Below are 26042 nucleotides of genomic sequence, written 5' to 3' on the forward strand. Positions count from 1 at the left end.
AAGCGTGGACCGTCGGCCCACCATGCGGCCATGACACCGCACCGCCTCCTCGCCTGTCTTCTCGCCTGGGCCGCGCTCGCCAGCTGCGCGCAGACGCCCGCCGCACCGCCGGCGCCCACCGAGAGCGAGTCCGTCCGGCTGGGCCGCGAACTGCGCGAGCTGATCGGCCCGGCCGCCTGCCGCACCGACACCCAATGCCGCAGCCTGGCCGTAGGCGCCAAGGCCTGCGGCGGGCCGGCAGGCTATCTGGCCTGGTCGACCGAAGGCACGGACGCCACGCGCCTGGCCGCGCTGGCGGCCCGGCAGGCCCAAGCGCAGCGGCGCGAGAACGAGGCCAGCGGCATGCGCTCCAACTGCGCCCTGGTGACCGACCCCGGCGCGGCCTGCGTGGCGAGCCGCTGCCGGCTGGCCACACAGTCCTTGGCGCGCTGACAGCGCCCGCGCCGGGTCAGGGAGACTGGGCCAGCGTGCAGGCGCTGGCGGCGTTGTCTGCGCACGGGCCCTGCCAGCGGATCTGCACGGCGTCGGCCGGCGGAAGCGGCGCGCGGCCGTCGAGCACCTGGCCGCGTGCGCCGGTGAACGTGGCCAGCGTCGTCCAGCTGCTGCCGCCGTTCAGCCGGTATTGCAGCGTGTAGCGGCTGCCCGGGCGCAGCGAGCGCGTCCTGATCTGGTACTCGCCGGCGACGATGGCAAAACTGGCCGTGTCGCGGAACGGCCGGGCCAGCGGTTCGCCGACGAACAAGCCCTGGCCCGGCCACTGCACGGCCTTCCAGTAGGCCTCGATGGCGGTGGCACCGCGCCAGTAGTGGTCGATGAGCACCGAGGCGCGCGAGAACTTCTGCTGCAGGTTGCAGGGCTCCTCGACGGTGCCGTAACTGGCCGTGGCGCCGGCAGTCAGCCAGGCGGTGATAGGCATCTGGCCCGCCCCGTTGGGCAGCACGCCGCCGTAGGAGGTCAGCGCGTCGGCCAGCGCGCCGGGGCGGAACTGCAGCGTCGACAGGTTGGCCACGTTGGCCAGCCCGGTCAGGTAGAACAACACGTCGCTCTTGCCCGACAGCGAGTTGGCCGTGGCCGGGCCGGCGCTGTTGTCGACGTAGTTCAGCTTCAGCGCGCTGCCCCAGGCGGCAGGCAGCGGCTGGAAGTCGGTCCAACGCACGCTGCGGTCGACATCGGTCGTGCGCACCAGCCAGCCTTCGCCGGCCGGCAGCGTCGCGTCGGCAGCGACGCCGCGGTTGATCAACGCCTGGGCGGCCGCCAGCGTCGTCGTGCCCAGCAGCATGGACGGGCGCAGTTGCAGGTCGGCCTGCGGGCGGCGCGATTCGCTGTCGTACAGCGGAGACGCCGCCGTGGTCGCGCACACGTTGGTGGCCGGCGTCGGGTTGCACCAGCGCGTGTCGAAGCCCAGCGTCATCGCGCTCGTGATGCCCATGCTGCAGGCACCGACGACGCGGCTCGGTGCGCCCCAGGCCAGCAGCGTGGCCTGGATGCCGGCGGGCAACTGCGCATCGACGTTGGTTTTCAGCAACGCGAACTCGGCGGCCGTGATCGTGTCGCTGCTGGTGTTGACCCTGAGTCGTATGACGTTCGCCGCCGGCACGCCTCGCGCCGCCACATAGGCCGCGCCGGCGGCCTCGCTGACGGCATCGCCCTCGGCCACGATGACGGCCAGATCGGCCGGCGCAAGGCCGCTGGCGGGCAGCGTCAGCGTGAGCGTCTGCCCTATGCCAGCGCCGCCCGAGCCACCCCCTGTCGACCCCGTGCCGCCGGCCCCGCCGCCACCGCCTCCGCAGGCGGTCAGCACGATCAGGCCAAGCGATGCAGGCAGGCGGAAAGGGCGGCTCATGGCGGCATTCTGACGCGGTCGCCGGTCGTTCGCCTGCACCATCCTGGGGCGATAACGCCGTTTCGCGTGGCGAGAACCCGGGCTTACCCCAGTTCTATGCACCGCAGCGGGGCAACTACATTCTCTTCACTCGACGCGGTTCGGGGCTCCAAGTCCAGAGCCGCCGGGCGGGTTGTGAGGAGACAAACAACGGTTGCTTCGTAACCCCGAAGACAATCTGACCGGCCACCAAGGCACCCCTTGGTGGCCGTTTTTATTGGTGCCCCTCGCCCGGCTTGCCGCGCTGAACGCGGGCAAGTCCGGTCGGTCCCCCGAGGGGACGGCGATGCTCGCGGGGCGTGCCCCGCTCGCACATCGCCAGACGGGCCGGCTTGGGAGCGGCCCGGCGCTCGGCCCGGGGGCACGACGGCCGCCGACTACGGAATTCATGATGCTCGAACTCGCTATCGTCGCCCTCGCCTCGCTGCTCGCGGGCTTCATCGATGCGGTGGCGGGTGGCGGGGGGCTGGTGTTGCTGCCGGCGCTGTTCAGCACCTTCCCGACGGCCGCGCCGGCCACGCTGGCGGGCACGAACAAAGCCGCCGCCATCTGGGGCACGGCCTGGGCCACGCGGCAGTACGTGCGGCGGGTGGACCTGCCGTGGCGGCGCCTGATGCCCGCAGCCGTGCTGGCCGGCGCGGGCAGCTTTGCCGGGGCCTGGGTGCTGACCCTCGTCAATCCCGACGGCCTGCGCAAGGCCTTGCCCTTCGTGCTGCTGGCCGTGCTGGCCTACACGCTGGCCAAGAAGGACCTGGGCCGCGAGCACCGGCCGCGCTTCACGGGCCACGCCGAGACGGCTGTGGCCGGTGCCATCGCGCTGGCGGTGGGCTTCTACGACGGCTTCTTCGGCCCCGGCACGGGCAGCTTCTTCGTCTTCCTGTTCGTGCGACTGCTGGGTTATGACTTCCTCCATGCGTCGGCCACCGCCAAGCTGATGAACCTGCTGACCAATGCGTTCGCGATCTCGCTGTTCGTCAGCAAGGGCTACATCTGGTGGCACGTGGCCGCCGTGATGGCCGTCACCAATGTCATCGGCAGCCTGGTCGGCACACGGCTGGCGCTCAAGCACGGCGCCGGCTTCGTGCGCGGCGTCTTCGTCGTCGTCGTGGCCGCCCTCATCCTCAAAACAGCCTGGGACGCCTTCTTCCGCTGATCTACCATCTGGCATCCCCCGCGCCCCCCAAATCACCATGCCCGTCGATCCTCAACTGCGCAACCTGGACATCGAGATCCCGACCCAGCCGGAGGTCCTGGTCAAGCTATCGCTGCTGATGGCGGCCGAGGACATCGACCTGCAGGCCATGTCGGCGCTGGTCGAAACGGACATGGCGCTGGCGGCGGCCGTCATGAAGGCGGTCAACTCGTCGCTGTACGGCCTGCGCGGCCGCGTGCAGACGGTGCACCAGGCGCTGACCTACCTGGGCATGCGCGAGGTGGCTGCCATCACCTTCGAGATGGGCCTGCGCGCCGCCTTCCCGGCCGCAGCCGAGCTGGAGTCGGTGTGGGCCCGCGCCTCGCAGCGCGGCCTGCTGATGGGCCGCATGGGCCAGATGCTGGGCGTGGACCCCTGGGCCGCGCACTCGGCCGGCCTGTTCGAGGAATGCGGCAAGGCGGTGCTGTACCGCCATGCGCCGACGCACTACCCCGCCATGCTGCGCGCGGCGCCGCGCGACGCGGAACTGGTGGAGCTGGAGAAGACGGCCTTCGGCGTCAGCCATGACGCGCTGGGCGCGGCACTGTGCGAGAGCTGGGGCCTGGCACCTGCGGCCGTGGCCAGCGTGCGCCACCATGTCGAGATCCAGGCCACGCTGACCATGCCCGAAAGCCTGGCCCGCCGCAGCGTGGCCGCCATCTCCACGGTGGCCTGGGCGCTGCTGAACCAGGGCGAGCAGCTGGACGAGGTGGCCAGCCAGATCGCGCCACAGGCACAGCTGGACGAGACGCTGGTGCTGCGCGCGGCGCGGCGTGTGAACGAGCAGCTCCTGGCGGCCCAGGAACACGGCCGCTGAGCGTAGGGCGGGTCGTGACCCGCCGTTGGGTGGCGCCAACCCGTCGACAAATTCCGTAGCCCGCCCCGAAACGGCGGGTCGCGACCCGCCCGCCTGCCGGCCTACTCTCTTTCGAACTTGAACACCGCCACGCTGGCCATCAGGTTGGGCATCGTGCGCACGACGCCGCCGTTCTGCAGCCCAAAGCTGTCCAGGATCTTCAGCCGGTTCTTGCGCGCCAGCACGCCGAAGTCGGCGAAGGTGCCGACGCGAATGTTCGGCGTGTCGTACCACTCGTAGGGCAGCGCCCGCGTGACCGGCATGCGGCCGAACAGCACCTGCAGCCGGTTGGGCCAGTGCGCGAAGTTGGGGAAGCTGACGATGCCCAGCTTGCCCACGCGCGCCGTCTCCTTGAGCATGGCCTCGGCATTGCGTAGGTTCTGCAGCGTTTCCAGTTGCAGCACGACGTCGAAGCTCTGGTCCTCGAAGATGGCCAGGCCCTCCTCCAGGTTGCGCTGGATGACGTTGACGCCACGCTTCACGCAGGCCAGCAGGTTGGCGTCGTCCAGCTCCACGCCGTAGCCGCTGCAGCCCTTGTGCTGGATGAGGTGGGCCAGCAGCTCGCCGGTGCCGCAACCGAGGTCCAGCACGCGGGAACCCGCCGGCACCAGCGCCGCGATGGCAGGGTCGAAGCTCATACGGCCAGTCCCTTGATGTTCAGCGCCGGGCACAGGTTGCCGGCGACGCGCTCGAAGTAGGCCCGCAGCACGCCGTGGTAGCGCGGGTCGTCGAGCAGGAAGGCGTCGTGGCCGTGCGGCGCATCGATCTCCGCATACGTCACGTCCAGGCGGTTGTCGAGCAGCGCCTTGACGATCTCCCGCGAACGCGCCGGCGAGAAGCGCCAGTCGGTCGTGAAGCTGGCGATGAGGAACTTGGCCCGCGCCGTGGCGAAGGCGCGCGTCAGGTCGCCACCGTGCTCGGCCGCCGGGTCGAAATAGTCCAGCGCGCGTGTGATCAGCAGATACGTGTTGGCGTCGAAGTAGTCGCTGAACTTGTCACCTTGATAGCGCAGGTAGCTCTCGATCTGGAACTCGATCTCCTGCGTGGAGTAACCCAGCGCGCCGTTCTTCAGCTCACGGCCGAACTTCTCGGCCATCACATCGTCGGACAGGTAGGTGATGTGGCCGATCATGCGTGCCACGCGCAGGCCGCGCTTGGGCACCACGCCGTGCTCGTAGAAGTGGCCGCCGTGGAAATCGGGGTCGGTGACGATGGCGCGGCGGGCCACCTCGTTGAAGGCGATGTTCTGCGCCGACAGGTTGGGCGCCGTCGCGATGGCGATGCAGTGGGCGACGCGCTCGGGGTAGCGCAGCGCCCAGTCCAGCGCCTGCATGCCGCCCAGCGAGCCGCCCAGCACGGCCGCCAGCCTCAGGATGCCGAAGCGCTCCACGAGGCGGGCCTGCGCGTCCACCCAGTCCTGCACGGTGACGACGGGGAAGTCCGCACCCCAGGCCCGGCCGGTCGCCGGGTTCACATGCATGGGGCCCGTGGAGCCGAAGCAGGAGCCCAGGTTGTTGACGCCGATGACGAAGAACTTGTCGGTGTCGAGCGGCTTGCCCGGGCCGATGAGGTTGTCCCACCAGCCTTCGCTCTTGGCCTGGCCTGCATGGGTGCCGGCCACGTGATGGCTGGCGTTCAACGCGTGGCAGACGAGCACCGCGTTGCTGCGCTCGGCATTGAGCTGGCCATAGGTCTCGACCATCAAGTCGTAGGCCGGCAGGCTGGCCCCGCTGCGCAACGGCAGCGGCTCGTCGAAATGGAAACTCTGCGGCGACACGTCGCCGACGCTTCGGCCCGTCATGGCCCACTCCAAAAAAACAAAACCGGCGCCACTTGCTGGACGCCGGTTGATCGAAGCGCCCTGTTTAGCGGCATTTATAAAGCGCCCGCAATCCGGAACAAATCGGCGCTATGGGTGAGGATTCTAAGTGCGGAACTGCGCCACCGCGCCGGCCAGCAGTTGCGTCTGCTGACGCAGGCTGTCGGCCGCTGCGGCGGACTGCTCCACCAGCGCCGCGTTCTGCTGCGTCATGTGGTCGAGCTGGCTGACGGCGCCGTTGATCTGGCCGATGCGGGCGCTCTGGTCGGTCGCGCCCGAGGCCACCTCGCCGATCATGTCGCTGACCTTCTGCACCTGCTCGACGATCTCCTGCATCGTCGCGCCCGCATGCTGCACGAGGCGGGCGCCGGCCTCGGCACGCTCCACGCTGGCGCCGATCAGCGTCTTGATCTCGCGCGCCGCACCGGCCGAGCGCTGGGCCAGCGCGCGCACCTCGCTGGCCACCACCGCGAAGCCGCGGCCCTGCTCGCCCGCGCGCGCCGCCTCCACCGCCGCGTTCAGCGCGAGGATGTTGGTCTGGAAGGCGATGCTGTCGATGAGGCCGACGATGTCGACGATGCGGCGCGAGCTGTCGTTGATCTGTGCCATCGTCGTGACCACCTCGGACACCTCCTGGCCGCCGCGCCGCGCCACCTCGGCCGCGCCTGCGGCGAGCTGGCGCGCCTGGCCGGCGGCGTCGGCGCCGTGGCGCACGCCGCTGGTCAGGTCGTCCATCGAGCTGGTCGTCTCCTCCAGGCTGGCGGCCGCCTGCTCGGTGCGCTGGCTCAGGTCCGTGTTGCCGGAGGCCACCTCGTCGCTGGCCGTCTCGATGCTGCGCGCCGAGGTCTGGACCTGCTGCACCAGCTCGCGCAGGCTGGTCTGCATCGCATCCAGCGCGCGCAGCAACTGGGCGGCCTCGTCTCGGCCGACGATGCGGATGTCGTTGCTCAGGTCGCCGCCAGCAATGGACTGGGCCAGCGTGCCGGCATAGCGCATCGGGCTGGTGATGGTGGCGGAGTTGATCAGCGTCAGCGGCACCACCAGCAGCATGACGACGCCCAGCACCGCCGCCGAGCGCCAGGCGATGCGGCGCATCTCGGCGGAGAACTCGGCCTCGGTGGCCTTGGCCTGTTCGTCGATGAGGCCGGCCAGGCGCTCCACGCGCTGCTCGATCTCGGCCATCGCCGCCTTGGGCCGATTGAGCATGCGGTCGGCCACCTTGCCGGTGTCGAAGCCGCCGGCCTCGATCTGGCTCAGCACCGGCTGGGCGCCGCTGCGGTAGTCCTGCAGGAACTTCAAGGCCTCGGCGGCCACGGCCTTGTTGTCGTCGCGCCGGCCCTGCGCCAGGCCTTGCAGCGCCGTCGCGAGCCGCCCGGCGGCGGCGTCCCAACGCTGGCGGAACTGCTTGACCTGGTCGGCGTCCTCGTAGGCGATGACCATCTGCTTCTCCTCCAGCCGCACGTCGGCCAGCGCCTGGCGGACGGCGCTGAGCTGCTGCAGGTCGCGCACGGTGTAGGTCGTCACGTCGACATTGAGCGCCATCAGCTGCCGGCCGCCCAGCAAGCCGGTCAGGCCCAGCACGGCGAACATCAGCAACACCATCGCAATGGCCCCGTGCATGCGGGTGCGGATGGTGAAACTGCGCATCCAGGTGGCGAGGTCCATGGGGCGTCTCCTTGCGGTCTGCTTGTGTTGCCATGATCGCCCGCGCACAGCCCGGCGCGCAAGCCGGCAGCACCCTGAGGCCGCGACCCCTGATTCCGGGGTACCGCAGCAGGTCGAACTGGCATGAACCTGCCGTCGCGGCGTGCAAAATCCCGGCACAGCATGAGCCCTGAACCTAACTCGCCAACCTTGCGCCACCCCACTGCCCGCGCCAGCTTCGGTCGCGTCAGCGTCGGCGTGCACGGTCGCGTGATGATGTCGGTCGCCGAAGGCCCTTTCGACGCCGAGCTGATGACGGCCACGAAGCGCGCCATCGCGTTGGCGGGTAAGCGGCTGCCGGTGGACCGCCGCTTCGCCGACCTGCTGGAGATCCGCGCCAACCTGAAGATGGAAGCCGACGCGCTGGCCGCGCTTCGCGCCAGCATCGACAGCTTCACCCGGCACGGCATCGTCGCCATCTCGACCGTATTTCTCGTGCCACGGGGCATTGCCGGCATCGAACGCCTGCCGGCGCTGATGGACATCTGGCGCCGCAGCCGGCCGGTGCGACGGGCCGACACCTTCGAGTCCGCCTGGGCGCTGGTCAATGCCGACCTGATCGCCGCCGGCCTGCCAGCGCAGGAGCCTCCAGCTAGGCCGTGAAAGGCCAGGCGCGCTGCTGCGGGCGCATACGCTCCCACAAAGCGCCCAGCGCCAGCACGCCGGCATCGTCGAAGCGGCGGCCGACGATCTGCAGGCCGATCGGCAAGCCCGCCGACGTGTAACCCGCGTTGATGGCCAGCGCCGGCTGCTCGCTCATGTTGAAGGGCAGCGTGAAGGCGATGTGCTCGAAGGGCCGCGCCGGGTCGTGCAGCGGGCTGGCCAGGTGGGCCGGGTAGGCGGGCATCGGCGCGACGGGCGAGAGCACGAAGTCGAAAGGTTCGCAGGCCGCGTTGGCAGCCTCGCGAAGCGCCTGCATTTGGCTGTAGCCGTGGAAGACAGCTGAGCCGTCGTAGCCGGCTGCGGCGGCCACCCAGTCGAGGATGTAGGGCAGCACCTTGGCGCGCCGCTCGGGCGGCAGCGCCGAGATGTCCAGCCACGAGCGCATGCGCCAGAAGCGGTCCATGCCGTCGGCCATGCCGCGCGTCGTGAAGCCGGCCAGCGGCTCGACGATGGCGCCGGCCTGCTCGAAGGCCAGCGCGGCGGCGCGGATGACGGCCTCGACCTCGGGCTGAACGGCATCGCCCCAGCCGGCGTCCAGCATCAGGCCGACACGAAGGCCGCGCAGCTCGACAGGCCGGGGCAAGACCTGACCCGGCGGCAGCTGCGTCGGGTCGCGTGCATCGGGCCGGGCAAGCGCGGCGAGCATCAGCGCGGCGTCGGCCACCGTGCGCGTCAGCGGCCCGGCGACGCGGCCGGCATAGCCCGGCTTGATGGGCACGCGGCCATGGCTGGGCTTCAGGCCGACGAGGCCACACCAGCCGGCCGGCAGGCGGATGGAGCCGCCGATGTCGGTGCCCAGGTGCAGCGGGCCATAGCCGGCCGCAGCGGAAGCGGCGGCGCCGGCACTCGACCCGCCCGGCGTCATGCGCACATCCCAGGGGTTGCGCGCCGGCTCGGCGTAGAGGCTGGACAGGCCGGAGCTGAGCATGCCGTAGTCGGGCATGGTGGTGCGCGCCCAGGCAATGGCGCCGGCCTCGCGCAGGCGGGCGGCGGGCGGGGCCTCGAAGTCGGCCTCGGCGCCCTCGGGCGTGGCGGCCGTGCCCAGGCGGTAGGCCGCGCCGGGGACGGCGATGTTTTCCTTCAGCGTGACGGGCACGCCGTCCAGCGCCAGCGCGGTGCCGGCGCGCCAGCGGGCCTCGCTGGCGCGCGCCGCCGCGAGGGCGGTGTCGGCATCGACGGCGCACAGCGCGTGCAACTCGCCTTCGCGACTGGCGGCATGCGCGAGCAGGGCCCGCACGACCTCGACGGGGGACAACTCGCCGGACCGATAGGCGGCCAGCAGCGCCGCCGCGTCGAGGCCCGCGATCACTTCTTCAATGCCTGCGCGGCCTTCAGCATCGCGTCGATGTGGCCGTCGGGGTTCATGCTGGCATGCACGGCGGCGACCTTGCCGTCCTTGCCGATCAAGTAGGAGACGCGGTCGGCCATCGTGCCCGGCACCATCTTCAGCGCCACGTCGTAATCCTTGATGACCTTGCCGCCCGCGTCTGCCGCCACGGCGAACTTGCTGCGGCAGGCCTCCACGCTGAACTTCTTCAACGTCTCGATGTTGTCGTTGGACATGCCGATGACGGTGGCGCCCACGGCCGCGAACTTGTCGGTCGCCTCGGCGAACTGATGCGCCTCGACGGTGCAGCCGCTGGTGAAGGCCTTGGGATAGAAGTACAGCACCACCGGACCCTTCTTCAGCGCGTCGGCCAGGCGGAACTTGAACGGCTGGCCGCCGACGGCAGCTTCGGTCGTGAAGTCGGGCGCGGCGGCCCCGACGCTCAAGGCGGCCTGGGCGGTGGGGATGAGCAGGGCCGTGAGCAGGGCGGTCAGGGGTCGGGACATGGTGAACCTCGGGTGATCGGGTGGGCGCAGGATAGCCAAGCGGCCATGCCCCATCACGCGAGTCGGTCAAGTTGCGCGTAACAGGCCGTCGGCAAGCCAGCGCTGCAGCGCACCGATGACGGCCGGTGCGGCGGCTTCGGCATCGCCCAATTCCTCGGCAGCACGCTCGCACAGCATCGCAAAGGGTGCGCCCTCGAACACGGCCTGCAGCAGCGCAGCCTCCAGCGGTTCGAGCGACCGCCAGCGCGTCTCGCCCGCCTGGCGCCAGGCCAGCAGGAGGTGTTCGTGCGGCTGGGGCTCCGGCAGGTCGGGTTGGTTGTCGCCTGACTCGGGGGCCCACTCGCGCAGGCGGCGCCAGGCGGGCTCGATGGCATGGCCGAGGCGCACGCGCCGGGCGCTGGGGTGCAGCTGCAGCACCAGGCCGGCCCAGTCGTCGGGGTCGAGCGCAGCCAGCGTGGCGGGGTCCAGCAGCGGCGCATCGGCCGCGTCGAAGGCACCGCGCAGCGCCCAGTCCATGGCGGCGAAGTCGATCAGGCAGGCGTGGGGCACGAGGTCATCGCTGGCCTCGGCCATGAAGCTGGCCAGCTCATGGCCAAACCAGCGGATGGATGGGTGGCGGCTGGGCCGGGCGGCAATGTAGGCCTGGGCCAGCGCGTCGAACGCCTCGTCGCCCAGCGCGCGGGCCAGCACGGTGTAGTTGTCGGCCAGCGCCTCGGCCAGACGCGCGCGGTAGGCGTGGCGATAGACGTCCAGGCCCAGTGTGAAGTCGCCGGCCAGCAGGCCGGTGGCGTCGGCGCCGTCGCGGATGGCGGCGGCGAGTTGCTGCTGTTGCTGGATGACGCTCATGACGCGGCGGCCAGGCGGCGGGCGATGGCGAGTTCGTCAAGCAGGTCGGGCAGCGGCGGGATGTGGTCGTCGCGCTCGATCATCGTCGGCACGGCGCCGAAGCGCTTCAACGCGTGCTGGTACAGCGCCCAGACCTCGGGCCTAACCGGGTGGTCGTGCGTGTCGATGACGATGTCGCCGCGGTCCTCGTGGCCGGCGAGGTGGACCTGCGCGACGCGCTCGGCGGGCATGGCGTCGAGATAGGCCAGCGGGTCGAAGCCATGGTTGCGGCTGGACACGTAGACGTTGTTGACGTCAAGCAGCAGGCGCGCGCCGGTCTGCTGCAGCAGTTGCACGATGAAGTCCCACTCCGTCATCTCGTCCGCTGCGAAGCGCACATAGCTGGACACGTTTTCCAGCACCAGCGGCCGGCCGAGCACGTCCTGCACTTGGGCGATGCGCCCACCAACGTGGTCCAGCGCGGCGCGCGTCAGCGGCACGGGCAACAAATCGTGCAACTGGCTGTGCGCGTCGGCGCTCCAGCAGAGGTGGTCGGACACCCAGCCGGGCTGCAGCCGGTCGGCCAGGGCTTTCAGCTCGTGGAGGTAGGCGAGGTCCAGCGGCGCGGGGCCGGCGACGGACAGCGACACGCCGTGCATGGCCAGCGGGTAGTCGGCGCGGATGCGCTCCAGGTGCACCAGCGGCGGGCCGCCGGGCACGAGGTAGTTCTCGGAAATGATCTCCAGCCAGTCGGGCTTCACGCTCGCATCGACGCCGGCCTCGAAGGCCGCGTAGTGCTCGACGCGCAGGCCGAGGCCGAAACCTTGGATGTGGGTCATGTGGCGTCAAAACATATGCAACCACAGAGGCACAGAGCCACGGAGAAGACCGGGCAAGCCGAAAAACTCTGTGCCTCAGCGCCTCTGTGGTTGCATTGAGATTGAAACGCCGCGCCGAGGCGAGCCAGGGGGCGGCGTCGGGTGGCTAGATCAGCCGGATCACTTTTCGACTTTTCCGCCTGCCTTGGTGCACTCGTCGGCCGACTTCTTGTGCACCCAGCCCTGGCCCTTGCAGCCGTTCTGGCCCTTGCAGCCGCTCTTGGCGGTCTTGCACTCGGAGCTGCCCTTGCAGCTGTTGACACCGGAACACTTGACCGCGCCGTCGGCCGCCATCGCGGTCGTGGGCACGGCGGTTGCGAACAGCGCGGCGGCAGCGGCGGCGATGCCCAGGCCGGTCTTGAGGGATGCGTTCATGGCGGGTCTCCAAAAGAGGAAGTGGTTCAGATCGGGTTCACCACAGGTCGTGGCCGGCTCCTTGCAGCCGGCACGCAGATTCTGATGACCTGCCGTTATGGCTGCAATGGCGCTCAGCATTCGTCGGGGGCCTAGGGCTGGCGATAGAGTCCGGCGGCTGACCGGCCCCTTTCTGGCCGCGCCTCCCATGCTGAACACCGAAACCCCGAGCACACGACATCCCGACCTGGACAGCTACGCCACGCCGGCGCTGCTGGATGCCTTCATTGACGACCAGACCGCCGCCGTCGCGGCCGTCAAGGCCGCCGCCCCGCAACTGGCCGCCGCTGTGGACGCCGCGCTGCCGCGCATCCGCGCCGGGGGCCGCCTGCTGTACGCGGGCGCCGGCACCTCGGGCCGGCTGGGCGTGCTGGACAGCGTGGAGCTGTACCCGACGTTCTCCTGGCCGCGCGAGCGCGCCGTGGCCGTCATCGCCGGAGGCCAGGGCGCGATGTTCGTGGCCGTCGAGGGCGCCGAGGACGACCGCGCACAAGGCGCCGCTGACCTCGCCGCGCTGAACCCCGGCCCCAACGACGTGGCCCTGCTGCTGGCCGCGTCGGGCGGCACGCCCTATGTGCTGGGCGCCATCGAAGCCGCGCGTGCGGCGGGCGCGCTGACCATCGGCATCGCCAACAACCCCGGCGCGCCGGTGGCGCTGCAGGCCGAGATCGGCGTCCTCCTCGACACCGGCGCCGAGGTCATCTCCGGCAGCACGCGGCTGAAGGCGGGCACGGCGCAGAAGATCGCGCTGAACACGTTCTCGTCGGCGCTGATGGTCAAGCTGCACAAGGTCTACGGCAACCTGATGGTGGACTTGAAGGCGACCAACGTGAAGCTGGTGAAGCGGGCGGTGGCGCTGACGGTGCGTGCCTCGGGCGCGAGCGAGGCACAGGCGCAGGCGGCGCTGGCGCAGTGCGACAACCACGTGAAGACGGCGCTCGTCATGCTCAAGCGTGGCATCAGCGCCGCTGAAGCGCGCGCACTGCTGGACGCCGCCGAGGGCAGCGTCAGCCGCGCCCTGTCCGCATGAGTACGCGCTCGCCCTGGGCCTGGATTCCCAGCCTCTATTTCGCGCAAGGCCTGCCCTATGTGGTGGTGATGTCGCTGTCGGTGGTGCTCTACAAGAACCTGGGCATCTCCAACACCGACATCGCGCTCTACACGAGCTGGCTCTACCTGCCCTGGGTGCTGAAGCCGCTGTGGTCGCCGCTGGCCGAGTTGTTCGGCACCAAGCGCAGCTGGATCGCGGTGCTGCAGTTCTTCGTCGGCGCGGCGCTGGCGGGCGTGGCGTTGACCATCCCGACCGACAAGTTCTTCCAGCTGTCGCTGGCCGTGCTGTGGCTGATGGCCTTCGCCTCGGCCTCGCACGACATCGCCGCCGACGGCTTTTACATGTTGGCGCTGCCGCAGCACAGCCAGGCGGCGTTCGTCGGCGTGCGCTCCACGTTCTACCGGCTGGCCAACATCACGGGTCAGGGCGCCCTCGTCTACCTGGCCGGTGAGCTGACCGAGCGCACCGGCTCGGCCGTCACGGCCTGGAGCGCGGTGTTCTGGGGGCTGGCCGGGCTGTTCGCCGTGCTGGCGGCCTTGCATGCGTTCGTGCTGCCCAGGCCGGCGGCCGACGTGCCAGGCCCCGGCCGCGCCGCCGCGCGCGGGCTGGTGGCCGACTTCTTCGCCGTATTCGCCAGCTTCTTCAGGAAGCCCGGCATCCTCGTCATCCTCGGCTTCCTGCTGCTCTACCGCTTCCCCGAGGCGCAACTGCTCAAGCTCGCCTCGCCCTTCTTGCTGGACCCCGTCGAGCAAGGCGGACTGGGCCTGTCGACGAAGGAAGTGGGCATCGCTTACGGCACGGTGGGCTTGATCGCGCTGACGCTGGGCGGGCTGTGCGGCGGCTGGGTCATCTCCCGCGTCGGGCTGAAGAAGGCGCTGTGGCCGCTGGTGGCCGCCATGCACGTGCCCAACGTGGCCTTCCTGCTGCTGGCCATGACGCACCCGACCAGCCTGGCCGTCATCAGCGCCGCGCTTGCCGTGGAACAGTTCGGTTATGGCCTGGGCTTCACGGCCTACCTGATGTACATGATCCATGTGGCCGACGGGCCGCAGAAGACCGCGCACTACGCCATCTGCACCGGCTTCATGGCGCTCGGGATGATGATCCCCGGCATGTGGAGCGGCTGGCTGCAGGACGCGATCGGCTACGTGCCGTTCTTCGTGTGGGTGCTGGTGGCGACGGTGCCCAGCTTGGTGATGACCGCGCTGATCAGGGTGCCCGAAGGCTTTGGCAAGAAGACGGAGGACGCACCATGAAGCGCCGCGACCTGCTGGGCCTGGCCGCCGTACCGCTGATCGCGGCCTGCGCGACGCCGCCCTCTGAACCGGCTCCCGTTCCAGAGGCAGCCCCCACGCCGGCGCAGACCCCGGCCGCCACCGCGCTACCGCCCCCGCCACCCCGCGAATGGCGCGCCGCCTGGGTCGCCACCGTGGCCAACATCGACTGGCCCAGCAAGAAGGGCTTGAGCGCCGAGGCCCAGCAGGCCGAGATCCGCAGCCTCTGCGACATCGCCGTGCAGGTGGGCTTGAACGCGCTGATCCTGCAGGTGCGCCCCGGCGCCGACGCGCTGTACGAATCGGCGCTGGAGCCATGGAGCGAGTACCTCACCGGCACACAGGGCCAGCACCCCGGCTACGACCCGCTAGCCACCTGGCTGGCCGAGGCACGGCTGCGCGGGCTGGAGCTGCACGCCTGGCTCAACCCCTACCGCGCCCGCCACAGCACGGCCAAGTCCGCGCCCGCCGCCACGCACTTGAGCCGCACCCAGCCCGATTGGGTGAAGCGTTATGGCGACCAGCTCTGGATAGACCCCGGCGAGCCCGCCGCCGCCGAGCACACGCTGGCCGTCGTGCGCGACCTGCTGACGCGCTACGCGGTCGACGGCATTCACATCGACGACTACTTCTACCCCTACCCGGTGCAGGACGCCGCCAAGGCGGACATCGACTTCCCCGATGAGCCGAGCTGGCAGAAGTACCTCGTCGGCGGCGGCACCCTGGCGCGCGCCGACTGGCGGCGCTACAGCGTCAACCGCCTCGTGCAGCGGCTGTATGCCGTCGTGCACGAGACCCGCCCCGGCACGCGGCTGGGCATCAGCCCCTTCGGCCTGCCCCGGCCCGACCTGCGCCCGCCCGGCATCACCGGCTTCAGCCAGTACGACAAGCTCTACGCCGACGTGGAACTGTGGCTGCGCGAGGGCTGGCTGGACTACCTCGCGCCGCAGCTCTACTGGCCGCGCGCGCAAACGGCTCAGGCCTTCGAGCCGCTGCTGCAGGCTTGGCAGGCCTTGAACCCGCTCGGCCGCCCGATCCACCCCGGGCTGTTCACCAGCCGCATCGACGCCACGCCGCAGAGCTGGCAGCCAGACGAGATCGTCGGACAGATCGACAGCATCCGTCGACTGGCCCCGGGCAGCGGCCACATCCACTTCAGCATGGCCGCGCTGGCACAGAACCGGCGCGGCGTCGCCGACGTGCTGCGCACCGGGCCCTACGCAGCGCGCGGCGCGTCGTGAGCGAAGTGCTGCTCGTCGACGCCGATGCTGGCTGGCCGGCGCAGTTCGACGCCGTGGCCCAGGCGCTGCGCGAGGCGTTCGCCGGCACGGCCTGCTGGGTCGAGCACATCGGCAGCACGGCCGTGCCGGGCCTGTGCGCCAAGCCGGTGCTGGACCTGCTGCTGGGCGTGACGCAGTTGGCCGACATCGCCCCGCACCGCGAAGCGCTGGCCGCCCTGGGCTACCGCTACCGCCCCGAGCACGAAGCCCAGTTGCCCGAGCGCCGCTACTTCACGCGTGACGCGGGCCCAGCGCAGCTGCGCGTCCACCTGCATGCCGTCGTGCGCGGCAGCGCGTTCTGGCGCGACCAGCTGGCGTTTCGCGACGCGCTGCGCGCCGACGCCGCACTGGCGGCACGTTATGCGGCGCTCAAGCGCGAACTGGCGACGCGGCACGCCCACGACAAGGCGGCCTACACGGAGGCCAAGGGCCCGTTCGTCCGCGCCGTGCTGGGCGCCCACTGAAGCGCGCCAGCCCGCCGTCGACCCCGCGCCTGCGGGGGCCAGCGCCCTCGCCGCACTCGCGTAAGCCTGGATGAGCAACGGCCGGTTTCAAACCTAGCATGCCGGCACGCTTGCCGTGGCTGCCTTCGAGGCGCGCGGACTTGCGGCTCCCGGGGCACTGGACCAGGCGAAAATGACAACGTTGTCCAACTGGGCCACGCGTCACCTCGCCCGGCGGTCTCCGGGCTCGAAAAATTTCACCCGGTTACTCCGCATGAGCAGCAGCCCCGCCCGCATCCGCAACCCCTTGACGTGGGTTCCGTCGTCCTATCTCGCCGAGGGTATCCCGTTCGCGCTGGTGATCTGGGTCACCGGCACGATGCTGAAAGACCTGGGCCACTCCGACGGCGAGATCACGCTGGCCACCGCCAGCATCGGCATCGCCTGGTCGCTCAAGCCGCTGTGGGCCGCCTTCCTGGACATGTTCAAGACGAAGAAGTTCTTCGTGCTGTGGATGGAAGTCATCATGGCCGTGCTGCTGTGCGGCATCGCCGTGGCACTGCCGCTGCCCAACTACTTCCAGATCACCATCGCCGTGCTGTGGGTGCTGGCCTTCTGCTCGGCCACGCAGGACATCTGCGTCGACGGCATCTACATCACGTCGCTGGACGAGAAGGGCCAGGCCAAGTACATCGGCGTGCAGGGTGTGTTCTGGAACGTCGGCCGGCTGTTCGGCACGGCGGCCGTCGTCTGGCTGGCGGGCTCGCTGAAGGAGGACCACGGCTACAGCACCACGGCCGCCTGGAGCTGGGCCATCGCCATGTCGGCGGCGACGCTGGCGCTGCTGGCCGTGTACCACTGGTTCGTGCTACCCACCGGCAGCATCGGCGACCGGCCCGTCAGCATGAAGGCCGCGTTCGCCCGCTTCGGCGAGGCCATCGTCGACTTCTTCAAGAAGGACAGCATCTGGGGCATGCTGATGTTCGTCTTCCTGTACCGCAGTTCCGAGGGCCTGCTGCTGATCGAGGGCGGGCTGTTCCTGCAGGCCTCGCCCGAGCATGGCGGCGTGGGCCTGTCGCTGAAGGACAAGGGCCTGATCGACGGCACCATCGCCACGGTCGTCAGCCTGGGCGCGGGCCTGCTGGGCGGCGCCTTCATGGCCAAGTACGGCCTGAACCGCCGCACGCTGATCTTCATGGCGCTGTGCCTGAACATCCCGCACCTGGCCTTCGTCGTGCTGTCACAGCTGGCGGGCCCGGGGCATTCGCTCTCGTTCTGGACCGTGGCCAGCCTGGTGACGCTGGAGAAGTTCGGCTACAGCTTCGGCTTCGTCGCCAACATGCTGTACATGATGCAGCAGATCTCCCCGGGTCGGTTCCACATGACGCACTACGCGTTTGCTAACTCCATCATGAACCTGACGCTGGTGCCGACGCAGATGATCTCGGGCCCGCTGGCCGACTACCTGGGCTACAAGACCTACTTCATCGTCGTCATGTTCGCGGCCATCCCGTCGGTGCTCGGCGCGATGTTCGCGCCCTTCCCGCGCAAGCCGGACAACGGTCACCCGACCTGACCCCCTAACGCAAAGCTGCGTTGTCACGGCGGCTTCACGGCCCCGGCCTAGCGTGCGGCTGCTCACAACGGAGACAGCCCATGCGCCGCACCCTCACCCGCCTTGCACTGCTCGTGCTCGGCGCCGCCAGCCTTCCCGCCTGCGCCAACGGCTACGACGGCGACCGCCGCGGACATGGCAACGACCGCGACAGCGTCAATGTCCAGCTCGGCCCGCGCCCCTTCTTCCTCGTCGAGGAGATGAGCGACGGCCCGCTGAAGAAGCGCCTGCAGCACTGCGCCGCCAGGCGCGACGACTACAAGCCGACGCTGTTCTCCATCGGCCACCGCGGCGCGCCGCTGCTCTTCCCGGAGCACACCAAGGAAAGCTACGAAGCCGCCGCGCGCACCGGCGCCGGCATCGTCGAGTGCGACGTGACCTTCACCAAGGACAAGGAGCTGGTCTGCCGCCATGCGCAGAACGACCTGCACACGACGACCAACATCCTGTCCACGCCGTTGGCGAACAAGTGCATCAAGCCCTTCACGCCGGCCCAGTTCGACGCCGCCGGCACCCTCGTCGCGCCGGCCGCCGCCGAATGCCGCACCAGCGAGCTGACGTTGGCCGAGTTCAAGACGCTGCGCGGCAAGATGGACGCCTTCAACCCGCGCGGCCGCACGGTCGCTGAGTACCAGGCCGGTACCGCCAACTGGCGCACCGACATCCACGCCGGCCCCACCAGCGGCACGCTGCTGACGCTGAAGGAAGCCATCGCGCTGTTCAAGAAGCTGGGCGTGAAGATGACGCCCGAGCTGAAGTCGCCCAGCGTCGCCATGCCCTTCGACGGCTTCAGCCAGGCCGCCTACGCGCAGAAGATGATCGACGAGCACAAGGCCGCTGGCGTGCAGCCGCGCGACCTGTGGCCGCAGAGCTTCGACATCAACGACGTGCTGTACTGGGTGCGCAACGAGCCCGCCTACGGCCGCCAGGCCGTCTACCTGGACGACGCTAACGTCGTGGCCGACCTGCCCACCGCCGAGCAGCTCAAGGCCTACCGCGCCGCCGGCATCCGCATCGTCGCGCCGCCGCTGTTCGCGCTGCTGACGGCCGACACCAGCGGCAACCTCCTGCCCTCGCCCTACGCCCGCGATGCCAAGGCCGCTGGCCTGGACATCATCACGTGGACGCTGGAGCGCAGCGGCATCCTGGCCGACGGCGGCAACGGCTTCTACTTCCAGACGTTTGACAGCGCCATCAAGCGCGAGGGCGATGTCTTCCGCGTGCTGGACGTGCTGGCCGAGCAGGTCGGCGTGCTGGGCGTGTTCTCGGACTGGCCGGCCACGACCAGCTTCTACGCCAACTGCACCGGGCAGAAGTAGGCTGAGCGCGGCGTATCGAAACGCCGTTTCATGACCGTGTCACCGGCTGGCGCTGCAATGACGCACCCCGTCATTCAGCGCCTTCCCGGCGACGCAGCACCATGTCCCTCGCCCCCACCTTTCGCCTCTGCCTGCTGAGCCTGGCCGCGCTGGCCGCCACCGCCCAGGCCGATGTCTCGGTCTTCGTCGACAGCTACAACAGCAACACGACGGCCAACCAGACTGTCGCCAGCAATGCCGCCGTGCACATGCTGCAGGGCTACAGCCGGCTGTGGACGACAGGCAGCACCTGGAACAACGGCGCCGCCACGGCGCTGGGCGCGCCGGTGCTGGCGGCCAACCAGGCCTACGTCATCCAGGTCACACAGAACCGCACGGCCGAGCAGGAGCTGGCCGCCTACTACAACGACCGCCGCCACCAGAGCTTCTCGGCCATCGCCGGCCTGGGCGACCGGGCCGACGCCTTCCGCACCGCAGCGGGCGCCTTCACGACCATCAACTCGCTGGGCCTGGCCAACACGGCCAAGTACGACGACAAGAGCAACGGCGCCGGCAACACCGGCTCGGCCACCGTCGGCAAGATGGTCACGCTGGTGAACACGTTGCGCGGCAGCAACACCTCGTCCAACCCGTCCAAGAGCTACTTCAACTCGCCGCGCCCCTGGCGGCTGAACGACGACGGCGCGACGGTCAGCACCAGCGGCCCCGAGGCGACCGGCTACTACACCAGCGTGCTGGCCGACGGCACGCCTAACACCTCGACCGCGCTGACCAACTTCCCCGACTACAACAGCAGCGTCGTCGTCGCGCCCTCGCTGATGGCCGTGCGCAGCACGACGCCGGCCAGCGACGGCGGCTTCGTCAGCGGCCACACCAACGCGGCCTACCTGGCCAGCATCGCGCTGGCCTATGCCGCGCCGGAGCGCTTCTCGGCGCTGATGCTGAACGCCTCCGAGATGGGCGAGCTGCGCATCGTCGCCGGCCAGCATCTGCCGCTGGACGTCATCGGCGGCCGCATGCTGGGCACCGCGCTGTCCGCCGCGAAGCTATACGAGGCCGGCAACGCCACGCTGAAGGCCGAGGCCCGCGCCCAGGGCGCAGCGCTGATGGCCGGCGCCAGCACGGGCCGCTTCGACGGCCTGGGCGCCGCCGCCGTGGCCGCGAACCGCGCCAACCGCGACCTCTACACCTTCCGCATGACCTACGGCCTGCCGACGACCGACGCCACCGGCGCCGCCGCCGTCGTGCCCAAGGTCGCCGAGGTGCTGCTGGAGACCAAGCTCAACTACCTCAGCGCCGAGCAGCGCCGCGAAGTGCTGCGCACCACGGCCATCGCTTCCGGCCACGCGCTGACCGACGACGCCGAGGGCTGGGGCCGCCTCAACCTGTACGCCGCCGGCGATGGCTATGGCCGCTTCGACAGCACCGTCACCGTGACGATGAACAAGGCCGACGGCGGCATGGCCGCACGCGACGCCTGGCACAACGACATCGACGGCGCCGGCGGCCTGGTCAAACAGGGCGACGGCAGCCTGGCGCTGACCGGCCACAACAGCTTCAGCGGCGGCGTCAGCGTCGAGGGCGGCGAACTCATCGCTGCATCGACGCACGCGCTGGGCACGGGCAACGTCAGCGTGGCCGGCGGCGCGACGCTGGTGGACTACGCGCCCGGCAGCCTGCAGATTGGCGGCAACCTGACGCTGGCCGACGGCGCCACGTTCGAGTTCGTCGTCGACCCCGCCCACGCCCTCGGCGCCGCCGTGATGGTGGGCGGCAGCATCCAGCTGGACGGCACGCTGCGCCTGAACCTGGCCGGCGGCACGCCGCTGGCTTCGAGCTACCAGCTCTTCGGCGAGGCCGTCAGCGGCCGCTTCGACAGCGTCGAACTGCAAGGCCTGGACGCCAGCCAGTGGCGCACGACGCTGACCTACGGCGACACCGGCGTCGCGCTGCAGATAAGCGCCGTGCCCGAGCCGCAGACCTGGGCGCTGCTGATCGGCGGCCTGGCCCTGGTCGGCGCGCTGGCCCGCCGCCGCCGCGGCTGACCGGCGGCGTCGGCCTGGCGGGCACCTGAGGGCCGCGCGCCTGCATCCGTGGGGGTGCCCCCAAGTCCTTGGGGTGGGCGCCGCAGGGCCCTGGTAGCTCAATGGCGCACCCATTCCCACGGAGACCGCCATGCGCCGCACCTTCATCGCCCTCGCCCTGTCAGCCCTTGGCGTGGCCAACGCCGCCACCGTAACCGTCTACACCAGCCTGGCCAGCTGGCAGGCGGCCCTCAGCAGCGCCGATCAACTGCAGGACTTCTCCGGCTACGCCAACGGCACCGACCTGACCGGCGTGGCCGTGCTGCCCGGCGTCACGCTGAGCAGCAACATCGGCCCGGTCGAGGTGTTCGGCGCCGACAAGACCGCCAGCGCCTTCGGCCCGGCCCGCCAGGTGGGCAACGGCTACTTTGAAGGACAGTACGCACTGCCCTTCCTTGCGGCTGCGCTGGACATCGCCAGCTTCGAGTCCATCCCTGGGAACGACACCACTGCAGTGGATCAGGGCCTGCTGTCCTTCCTGTTCAGCGACGGCAGCACCGAGGACATCCTCCTCTCCGGCGGCGACGGCTCGCCGATCTTCGTCGGCGTCATCTCGGACTTCGCCATCACTTCGTTTCGCTGGACCGAGGCCCACGAGGGCGACGGTGGCAACGAGGAGAGCGCGCTGGACAACCTGCGCGTGGCCATGCGCGCGCCCGGCAACGAGTTGCCCCTGCCCGGCTCGCTGCCGCTGGCGCTCGCGGCCCTGGCCGCCGTGCCGCTGGCACGGCGCCGCCGCTGATACACCCCGGCTTTTGACCGGTATCAACGAGGGCCGCCCAACAGGCGGCCCTTGTCATTGGCGCCCCGCAGGCAGGGGATTTTCACCAGGGGACAGCGCTATCTCTCCACCCATAATCCGCGCCACAAAAAGCAAGGAGACTGACGTGGCGAGCATGGGTTGGCTTCATTGGGCGCGGTCGTGCGCGGTCGTGGTGATGATGGCGCTGACCGGGATCGCGCCCGCAGGGGCGGCCGACAAACCGCTGCTGCCGGCCGAGACCTTCTTCCGCCACCCGGCCGTGCTGGAGGTCAAGCTCTCGCCCAGCGGCCGCTACGTCGGCATCACCCGCGTGCACGACAACCGCCGCGCCGCGCTGCTGGTGGTGGACCTGCAGGGCAGCGAGCCCGCCAAGGTGGTGGCCTTCTTCGCCAAGCAGGACGTCGTCTGGTTCGACTGGGTGAACGACGAGCGTCTGCTGTTCCGCCTCGGCAAGATCGAGCCGGCGCGCCACACCACCCACCTGCCGGGCCTGTACGCGGTCGAGGTGGCCAGCGGCAAGACCACCGAGCTGATCTGCAGCGAGATCCAGACCTGCCTGCAGCAGTCCGACTCCCTGCGCTACGACCATGGCCTGCTCGCCGTGCCCCGGCAGCAGCCCGGCGTGCGGGCCGACGAAGTCGTCGTCGGCCAGCTGGACTTCCAGCTGCGCCGCATCGAGCCCAAGTGGCTGAACGTGCAGAGCGGCCTGGTGCGCAAGATGGACATGCCAAAGCCCCCCGAGCGGGTGATGCAGTGGCTGTTCGACAGCAAGGGCCAGCCGCGCGTGGCCATGAGCCTCTACGACGACGAGGGCCGTGGCGTGCTGCACTGGCTGGCGCCGGGCGCGGAGCAATGGCGGCAGCTGGCCAGCTTCAAGCTCGTCGACCCGCCGTTCACGGTGATGGGCGTGTCCGACGACGGCCAGCTCTACGTGACCGAGCCGCGCGGCCCCGCCCGAGAGGCGGTGCTGACCACCTTCGACTTCGCCACCGGCAAGCCCGCCGAGCGCCCCATCGTGCAGGCACCGGGCTTCGACTTCAGCGGCTGGCTGCTGCACGGCGACCCCGGCCAGGGCGTGCTGGGCGTGAGCCTGCAGGCCGATTCGCAGGTGACGGTCTGGACCGACCCGGCGATGAAGAAGTTCCAGGAAGAGACGGACGCGCGCCTGCCCGGCCGCGTCAACAGCATCTCCTGCCGCCGCTGCGGCGCGCCGGACATGGTGGCGCTGGTGCACTCCTACAACGACCGCGACCCCGGCCGCTACCTGCTCCATCGCGCTGACAGCAAGCGCTGGGAGAACGTCTCCGTCGTCATGCCCGGCATCAAGGCGCAGCAGATGGCGAGCGTGGACTTCCAGCGCATCAAGGCCCGCGACGGCAGCGACCTGCCGGTGTGGCTGACGCTGCCGCAAGGCGTGGAACCCGGCAAGCCGGCGCCCGTCGTCGTGCTGGCCCACGGCGGGCCGTGGGTGCGCAACGGCTACTGGCGCTGGGAGCCGATGGCGCAGTTCCTGGCCTCACGCGGCTACCTGGTCATCGAGCCCGAGTTCCGCGGCAGCCAGGGCTATGGGGCCGAGCACTTCAAGGCGGGCCTCAAGCAATGGGGCCTGACGATGCAGGACGACCTGGCCGACGCGCTGCTGTGGGCGCGCAAGGCCGGCCTCGCCACCGACCGCGCCTGCGTCATGGGCGCCAGCTACGGCGGCTACGCCACGGCCATGGGCCTGATCCGCCACCCCGAGCTGTTCCGCTGCGGCGTCAGCTGGGTGGGCGTGGCCGACCTGATGCTGCACCTGGAAGGCGGCTTCTTCGTCGTCGACGACCTGCACGGCTTTGCCCGCCAGCACGCCTATCCCGACCTCATCGGCGACCCCAAGAAGGAGGCCGCCCGGCTGATCGAGGTCTCGCCCGTGCACCAGGCCGCGCGCATCAAGGCGCCGCTGCTGCTGGCCTACGGCGCGGAGGACCTGCGCGTGCCCAAGGACCACGGCCGCCGGCTGCGCGACGCCATGACCAAGGCCGGCAACCCGCCCGAGTACGTGGAGTACGAGAACGAGGGCCACGGCTGGCAGCAAATGAGCACGCGGCTGGACTTCGCCAAGCGGGTGGAGAACTTCCTCGGCAAGCACCTGCAGCCCGCCGCGCCGTGAAGACGGCCTTCAGCCCGGCACCGGCGTGATCGGCGCCAGCAGCGGCAGCTCGTCGTCGGTCCACAGCCGGAAGTGCGCCACGAAATGCTGGCCCGAGCCGTCCTCCAGCCCGAAGCTGCCGCTGTTGCCCGGCGCCACGTCCAGCGTCATCTGCAGACCGGCCAGGTAGTCGCACTGCGCGCTGCTCGCGTAGACGGGCACGCCACCCAGGCGACCCAGCAGCCGATCGTCGGCGCTCAGTGGCAGCTCGTGCACGGCAAAGCACATCGGCGCGCTGCCGGCGCAGCAGCCGTGGGATTGGTAGAACAGCAGCTCGCCGTTCTGCTGGCGCAGCTGGCTGATCAACGCCTGCGCCGCCTCGCTGGCCTGCACGCGCGGGATGGGTTCGGTCATGCTCAACCTCGAAATGAAAGCGGGGCGACCGAGGCCGCCCCATGATCTGCCGTTCACGAACGCCCGGTCAGGGCGCCGCGATCAGAAGAAGCCCAACGCGTTCGGGCTGTAGCTGACCAGCAGATTCTTGGTCTGCTGGTAGTGGTCGAGCATGGACTTGTGGGTCTCGCGGCCGATGCCGGATTCCTTGTAGCCGCCGAACGCCGCGTGCGCCGGGTAGGCGTGATAGCAGTTCGTCCACACGCGCCCGGCCTGGATGCCGCGGCCCATGCGGTAGGCGCGGCTGCCGTCGCGGCTCCACACGCCGGCGCCCAGGCCGTAGGGCGTGTCGTTGGCGATGGCCAGCGCCTCGGCCTCGTCCTTGAAGGTGGTCACGGCCAGCACCGGGCCGAAGATCTCCTCGCGGAAGATGCGCATGTTGTTGTGGCCCTGGAAGAGCGTCGGCTGGATGTAGTAGCCGCCCGCCAGGTCGCCGCCCAGGTGCGCGCGCTCGCCGCCGATCAGCACCTTGGCGCCCTCCTCCTTGCCCAGCGCCAGGTAGGTCTGGATCTTGTCCATCTGGATGGCCGAGGCCTGCGCGCCCATCATGGTGTCGGTGTCCAGCGGGTTGCCCTGCTTGATGGCCGCCACGCGCTTGACGGCGCGCTCCATGAACTTGTCGTAGATGCTTTCCTGGATCAGCGCACGGCTGGGGCAGGTGCAGACCTCGCCCTGGTTGAAGGCGAACAGCACCAGGCCTTCGATGGCCTTGTCCAGGAAGGCGTCGTCCTCGGCCATCACGTCCTCGAAGAAGACGTTCGGGCTCTTGCCGCCCAGCTCCAGCGTGGCCGGGATCAGGTTGGTGGCCGCCGCCTGGGCGATGACGCGGCCGGTGGCGGTGGAGCCGGTGAACGCAATCTTGTTGATGCGCTTGCTGCTGGCCAGCGGCATGCCGGCCTCGCGGCCGAAGCCGTTGACGACGTTCAGCACGCCGGGGGGCAGCAGGTCGGCGATCAGGTCCACCAGGATCAGCAGGCTGATCGGCGTGCTCTCGGCCGGCTTGAGCACCACGCAGTTGCCAGCACCCAGCGCCGGGGCCAGCTTCCAGGCCGCCATCAGGATGGGGAAGTTCCAGGGAATGATCTGGCCGACGACGCCCAGCGGCTCGTGGAAGTGGTAGGCGATGGTGTTGTGGTCGATCTCGCTCAACGCGCCTTCCTGCGCGCGCACGCAGCCGGCGAAGTAGCGGAAGTGATCCACGCACAGCGGGATGTCGGCGTTCAGCGTTTCGCGGATGGGCTTGCCGTTGTCCACGGTCTCGGCATAGGCCAGCAGCTCCAGGTTCTGCTCGATGCGGTCGGCGATGCGCAGCAGCACGTTGGCGCGCTCGGCGGCGGGCACGGCGGCCCACTTGGCGGCGGCGGCGTGGGCGGCGTCCAGCGCCTTGTCGATGTCGGCGGCGGTGGAGCGCGCGGCCTGCGTGTAGACCTTGCCGTTGATCGGCGAGATCACGTCGAAGTACTGGCCGTCCACCGGCGGCTGGAACTTGCCACCGATGAAGTTGTCGTAGCGGGGCTTGTAGGCGATCTTGGCGCCGGCGGTGCCGGGGGCGGCGTAAACGGTCAT

At 70.1% G+C, this 26042-nt stretch carries 24 protein-coding genes and 1 riboswitch; of the genes, 13 read left to right on the plus strand and 11 right to left on the minus strand.

Annotated elements, in window-relative coordinates; genetic code table 11:
- Nucleotides 1–30: 30 nt before the first annotated feature.
- Nucleotides 31–432 (plus strand): hypothetical protein, encoded by a 402-nt coding sequence (locus ACG00Y_RS17025; RefSeq protein WP_394480830.1) that lies wholly within the window; start codon nt 31–33, stop codon nt 430–432.
- 16 nt (nt 433–448) lie between these two features.
- Here the strand turns inward: ACG00Y_RS17025 and ACG00Y_RS17030 are convergent, their stop codons facing one another.
- Complete coding sequence (locus ACG00Y_RS17030; protein WP_394480832.1) at nt 449–1843, minus strand: TIGR03790 family protein; 1395 nt, start codon at nt 1841–1843, stop codon at nt 449–451.
- A 430-nt stretch (nt 1844–2273) separates the two neighbouring features.
- Here ACG00Y_RS17030 and ACG00Y_RS17035 point away from each other — a divergent pair, with 430 nt between their 5' ends.
- Together ACG00Y_RS17035 and ACG00Y_RS17040 are read left to right on the plus strand one after the other, a co-directional pair.
- Entirely contained in the window at nt 2274–3035 is a 762-nt protein-coding gene (locus ACG00Y_RS17035; protein WP_394480834.1) for a sulfite exporter TauE/SafE family protein, read from the plus strand.
- A 37-nt stretch (nt 3036–3072) separates the two neighbouring features.
- Nucleotides 3073–3891: an HDOD domain-containing protein gene (locus ACG00Y_RS17040; protein WP_394480836.1), complete on the plus strand. Its 819-nt coding sequence runs from the start codon at nt 3073–3075 to the stop codon at nt 3889–3891.
- Between the two features lie 101 nt (nt 3892–3992).
- On the opposite strand, the gene metW is transcribed toward ACG00Y_RS17040, so the two are convergent.
- The 3 genes from metW to ACG00Y_RS17055 form a co-directional block, all read right to left on the minus strand.
- Complete coding sequence (gene metW / locus ACG00Y_RS17045; protein WP_394480837.1) at nt 3993–4568, minus strand: methionine biosynthesis protein MetW; 576 nt, start codon at nt 4566–4568, stop codon at nt 3993–3995.
- Nucleotides 4565–5731 carry a homoserine O-succinyltransferase MetX gene (gene metX / locus ACG00Y_RS17050; protein WP_394480839.1) on the minus strand — a complete coding sequence of 389 codons (1167 nt, stop codon included), beginning with the start codon at nt 5729–5731 and terminating at the stop codon, nt 4565–4567. Before metX ends, metW begins: the two co-directional genes overlap by 4 nt.
- 43 nt (nt 5732–5774) lie before the next feature.
- Nucleotides 5775–5850: riboswitch (SAM riboswitch) on the minus strand.
- Between the two features lie 4 nt (nt 5851–5854).
- Nucleotides 5855–7414 carry a methyl-accepting chemotaxis protein gene (locus ACG00Y_RS17055; protein ID WP_394480841.1) on the minus strand — a complete coding sequence of 520 codons (1560 nt, stop codon included), beginning with the start codon at nt 7412–7414 and terminating at the stop codon, nt 5855–5857.
- Between the two features lie 189 nt (nt 7415–7603).
- Between ACG00Y_RS17055 and ACG00Y_RS17060 the strand changes: the two genes are divergently transcribed.
- On the plus strand, nt 7604–8056 hold the full coding sequence (locus ACG00Y_RS17060) for a hypothetical protein (RefSeq protein ID WP_394480843.1): 453 nt from the start codon (nt 7604–7606) through the stop codon (nt 8054–8056).
- Here ACG00Y_RS17060 and ACG00Y_RS17065 read toward each other — a convergent pair.
- From ACG00Y_RS17065 to bufA2, 5 genes are all read right to left on the minus strand, one after another.
- Nucleotides 8046–9422, minus strand: coding sequence for an amidase (locus ACG00Y_RS17065; RefSeq protein WP_394481334.1), 1377 nt, complete (start codon nt 9420–9422; stop codon nt 8046–8048). The two genes, ACG00Y_RS17060 and ACG00Y_RS17065, sit on opposite strands and share 11 nt — an antisense overlap.
- On the minus strand, nt 9422–9949 hold the full coding sequence (locus ACG00Y_RS17070) for a peroxiredoxin (RefSeq protein ID WP_394480845.1): 528 nt from the start codon (nt 9947–9949) through the stop codon (nt 9422–9424). Before ACG00Y_RS17070 ends, ACG00Y_RS17065 begins: the two co-directional genes overlap by 1 nt.
- Nucleotides 9950–10015: 66 nt before the next feature.
- Nucleotides 10016–10795 carry an HvfC/BufC family peptide modification chaperone gene (locus ACG00Y_RS17075; RefSeq protein ID WP_394480847.1) on the minus strand — a complete coding sequence of 260 codons (780 nt, stop codon included), beginning with the start codon at nt 10793–10795 and terminating at the stop codon, nt 10016–10018.
- The gene (gene bufB, locus ACG00Y_RS17080; RefSeq protein ID WP_394480849.1) at nt 10792–11613 is read right to left on the minus strand and encodes an MNIO family bufferin maturase; all 822 of its coding nucleotides are present in this window, start codon (nt 11611–11613) and stop codon (nt 10792–10794) included. Before bufB ends, ACG00Y_RS17075 begins: the two co-directional genes overlap by 4 nt.
- Nucleotides 11614–11772: 159 nt before the next feature.
- Nucleotides 11773–12027 (minus strand): BufA2 family periplasmic bufferin-type metallophore, encoded by a 255-nt coding sequence (gene bufA2, locus ACG00Y_RS17085; protein ID WP_394480850.1) that lies wholly within the window; start codon nt 12025–12027, stop codon nt 11773–11775.
- A gap of 187 nt (nt 12028–12214) precedes the next feature.
- Between bufA2 and ACG00Y_RS17090 the strand changes: the two genes are divergently transcribed.
- The 9 genes from ACG00Y_RS17090 (at nt 12215) to ACG00Y_RS17130 (ending at nt 24044) form a co-directional block, all read left to right on the plus strand.
- Complete coding sequence (locus tag ACG00Y_RS17090) at nt 12215–13096, plus strand: N-acetylmuramic acid 6-phosphate etherase (RefSeq protein ID WP_394480852.1); 882 nt, start codon at nt 12215–12217, stop codon at nt 13094–13096.
- Nucleotides 13093–14373, plus strand: a complete 1281-nt coding sequence (locus ACG00Y_RS17095) for an MFS transporter (RefSeq protein WP_394480854.1) — start codon at nt 13093–13095, stop codon at nt 14371–14373. The genes ACG00Y_RS17090 and ACG00Y_RS17095 overlap by 4 nt, the downstream gene beginning before the upstream one ends.
- On the plus strand, nt 14370–15632 hold the full coding sequence (locus ACG00Y_RS17100) for a glycoside hydrolase family 10-like protein (protein WP_394480855.1): 1263 nt from the start codon (nt 14370–14372) through the stop codon (nt 15630–15632). The genes ACG00Y_RS17095 and ACG00Y_RS17100 overlap by 4 nt, the downstream gene beginning before the upstream one ends.
- A complete protein-coding gene (locus ACG00Y_RS17105; protein WP_394480856.1) occupies nt 15629–16135 on the plus strand; it encodes a GrpB family protein in 507 nt (168 codons plus the stop codon). The genes ACG00Y_RS17100 and ACG00Y_RS17105 overlap by 4 nt, the downstream gene beginning before the upstream one ends.
- Before the next feature lie 253 nt (nt 16136–16388).
- Nucleotides 16389–17690, plus strand: a complete 1302-nt coding sequence (locus ACG00Y_RS17110) for an MFS transporter (RefSeq protein WP_394480857.1) — start codon at nt 16389–16391, stop codon at nt 17688–17690.
- A gap of 80 nt (nt 17691–17770) precedes the next feature.
- Nucleotides 17771–19048, plus strand: a complete 1278-nt coding sequence (locus tag ACG00Y_RS17115) for a glycerophosphodiester phosphodiesterase family protein (protein ID WP_394480859.1) — start codon at nt 17771–17773, stop codon at nt 19046–19048.
- A gap of 101 nt (nt 19049–19149) precedes the next feature.
- Nucleotides 19150–21093: a phosphatase PAP2 family protein gene (locus ACG00Y_RS17120; protein WP_394480861.1), complete on the plus strand. Its 1944-nt coding sequence runs from the start codon at nt 19150–19152 to the stop codon at nt 21091–21093.
- 130 nt (nt 21094–21223) lie between these two features.
- Nucleotides 21224–21874 (plus strand): hypothetical protein, encoded by a 651-nt coding sequence (locus ACG00Y_RS17125; RefSeq protein ID WP_394480863.1) that lies wholly within the window; start codon nt 21224–21226, stop codon nt 21872–21874.
- A gap of 154 nt (nt 21875–22028) precedes the next feature.
- On the plus strand, nt 22029–24044 hold the full coding sequence (locus ACG00Y_RS17130; RefSeq protein ID WP_394480865.1) for an alpha/beta hydrolase family protein: 2016 nt from the start codon (nt 22029–22031) through the stop codon (nt 24042–24044).
- Between the two features lie 9 nt (nt 24045–24053).
- On the opposite strand, the gene ACG00Y_RS17135 is transcribed toward ACG00Y_RS17130, so the two are convergent.
- Both ACG00Y_RS17135 and exaC read right to left on the minus strand, forming a co-directional pair.
- Entirely contained in the window at nt 24054–24437 is a 384-nt protein-coding gene (locus tag ACG00Y_RS17135; protein ID WP_394480867.1) for a DUF779 domain-containing protein, read from the minus strand.
- 81 nt (nt 24438–24518) lie between these two features.
- Nucleotides 24519–26042, minus strand: coding sequence for an acetaldehyde dehydrogenase ExaC (exaC, locus tag ACG00Y_RS17140; protein ID WP_394480868.1), 1524 nt, complete (start codon nt 26040–26042; stop codon nt 24519–24521).

The sequence above is a fragment of the Pelomonas parva genome (assembly GCF_043555835.1).
GTDB classification, from domain to species: domain Bacteria; phylum Pseudomonadota; class Gammaproteobacteria; order Burkholderiales; family Burkholderiaceae_C; genus Pelomonas; species Pelomonas parva.

Coding starts and splice junctions, on each gene's coding strand:
- ACG00Y_RS17070 (WP_394480845.1), bottom strand. CDS start 9,949: ATGTCCCGACCCCTGACCGCCCTGCTCACGGCCCTGCTCATCCCCACC.
- bufA2 (WP_394480850.1), bottom strand. CDS start 12,027: ATGAACGCATCCCTCAAGACCGGCCTGGGCATCGCCGCCGCTGCCGCC.
- exaC (WP_394480868.1), bottom strand. CDS start 26,042: ATGACCGTTTACGCCGCCCCCGGCACCGCCGGCGCCAAGATCGCCTAC.
- metX (WP_394480839.1), bottom strand. CDS start 5,731: ATGACGGGCCGAAGCGTCGGCGACGTGTCGCCGCAGAGTTTCCATTTC.
- ACG00Y_RS17075 (WP_394480847.1), bottom strand. CDS start 10,795: ATGAGCGTCATCCAGCAACAGCAGCAACTCGCCGCCGCCATCCGCGAC.
- ACG00Y_RS17130 (WP_394480865.1), top strand. CDS start 22,029: ATGGGTTGGCTTCATTGGGCGCGGTCGTGCGCGGTCGTGGTGATGATG.
- ACG00Y_RS17090 (WP_394480852.1), top strand. CDS start 12,215: ATGCTGAACACCGAAACCCCGAGCACACGACATCCCGACCTGGACAGC.
- ACG00Y_RS17030 (WP_394480832.1), bottom strand. CDS start 1,843: ATGAGCCGCCCTTTCCGCCTGCCTGCATCGCTTGGCCTGATCGTGCTG.
- ACG00Y_RS17055 (WP_394480841.1), bottom strand. CDS start 7,414: ATGGACCTCGCCACCTGGATGCGCAGTTTCACCATCCGCACCCGCATG.
- ACG00Y_RS17120 (WP_394480861.1), top strand. CDS start 19,150: ATGTCCCTCGCCCCCACCTTTCGCCTCTGCCTGCTGAGCCTGGCCGCG.
- metW (WP_394480837.1), bottom strand. CDS start 4,568: ATGAGCTTCGACCCTGCCATCGCGGCGCTGGTGCCGGCGGGTTCCCGC.
- ACG00Y_RS17100 (WP_394480855.1), top strand. CDS start 14,370: ATGAAGCGCCGCGACCTGCTGGGCCTGGCCGCCGTACCGCTGATCGCG.
- ACG00Y_RS17095 (WP_394480854.1), top strand. CDS start 13,093: ATGAGTACGCGCTCGCCCTGGGCCTGGATTCCCAGCCTCTATTTCGCG.
- ACG00Y_RS17135 (WP_394480867.1), bottom strand. CDS start 24,437: ATGACCGAACCCATCCCGCGCGTGCAGGCCAGCGAGGCGGCGCAGGCG.
- ACG00Y_RS17125 (WP_394480863.1), top strand. CDS start 21,224: ATGCGCCGCACCTTCATCGCCCTCGCCCTGTCAGCCCTTGGCGTGGCC.
- bufB (WP_394480849.1), bottom strand. CDS start 11,613: ATGACCCACATCCAAGGTTTCGGCCTCGGCCTGCGCGTCGAGCACTAC.
- ACG00Y_RS17110 (WP_394480857.1), top strand. CDS start 16,389: ATGAGCAGCAGCCCCGCCCGCATCCGCAACCCCTTGACGTGGGTTCCG.
- ACG00Y_RS17040 (WP_394480836.1), top strand. CDS start 3,073: ATGCCCGTCGATCCTCAACTGCGCAACCTGGACATCGAGATCCCGACC.
- ACG00Y_RS17115 (WP_394480859.1), top strand. CDS start 17,771: ATGCGCCGCACCCTCACCCGCCTTGCACTGCTCGTGCTCGGCGCCGCC.
- ACG00Y_RS17035 (WP_394480834.1), top strand. CDS start 2,274: ATGCTCGAACTCGCTATCGTCGCCCTCGCCTCGCTGCTCGCGGGCTTC.
- ACG00Y_RS17025 (WP_394480830.1), top strand. CDS start 31: ATGACACCGCACCGCCTCCTCGCCTGTCTTCTCGCCTGGGCCGCGCTC.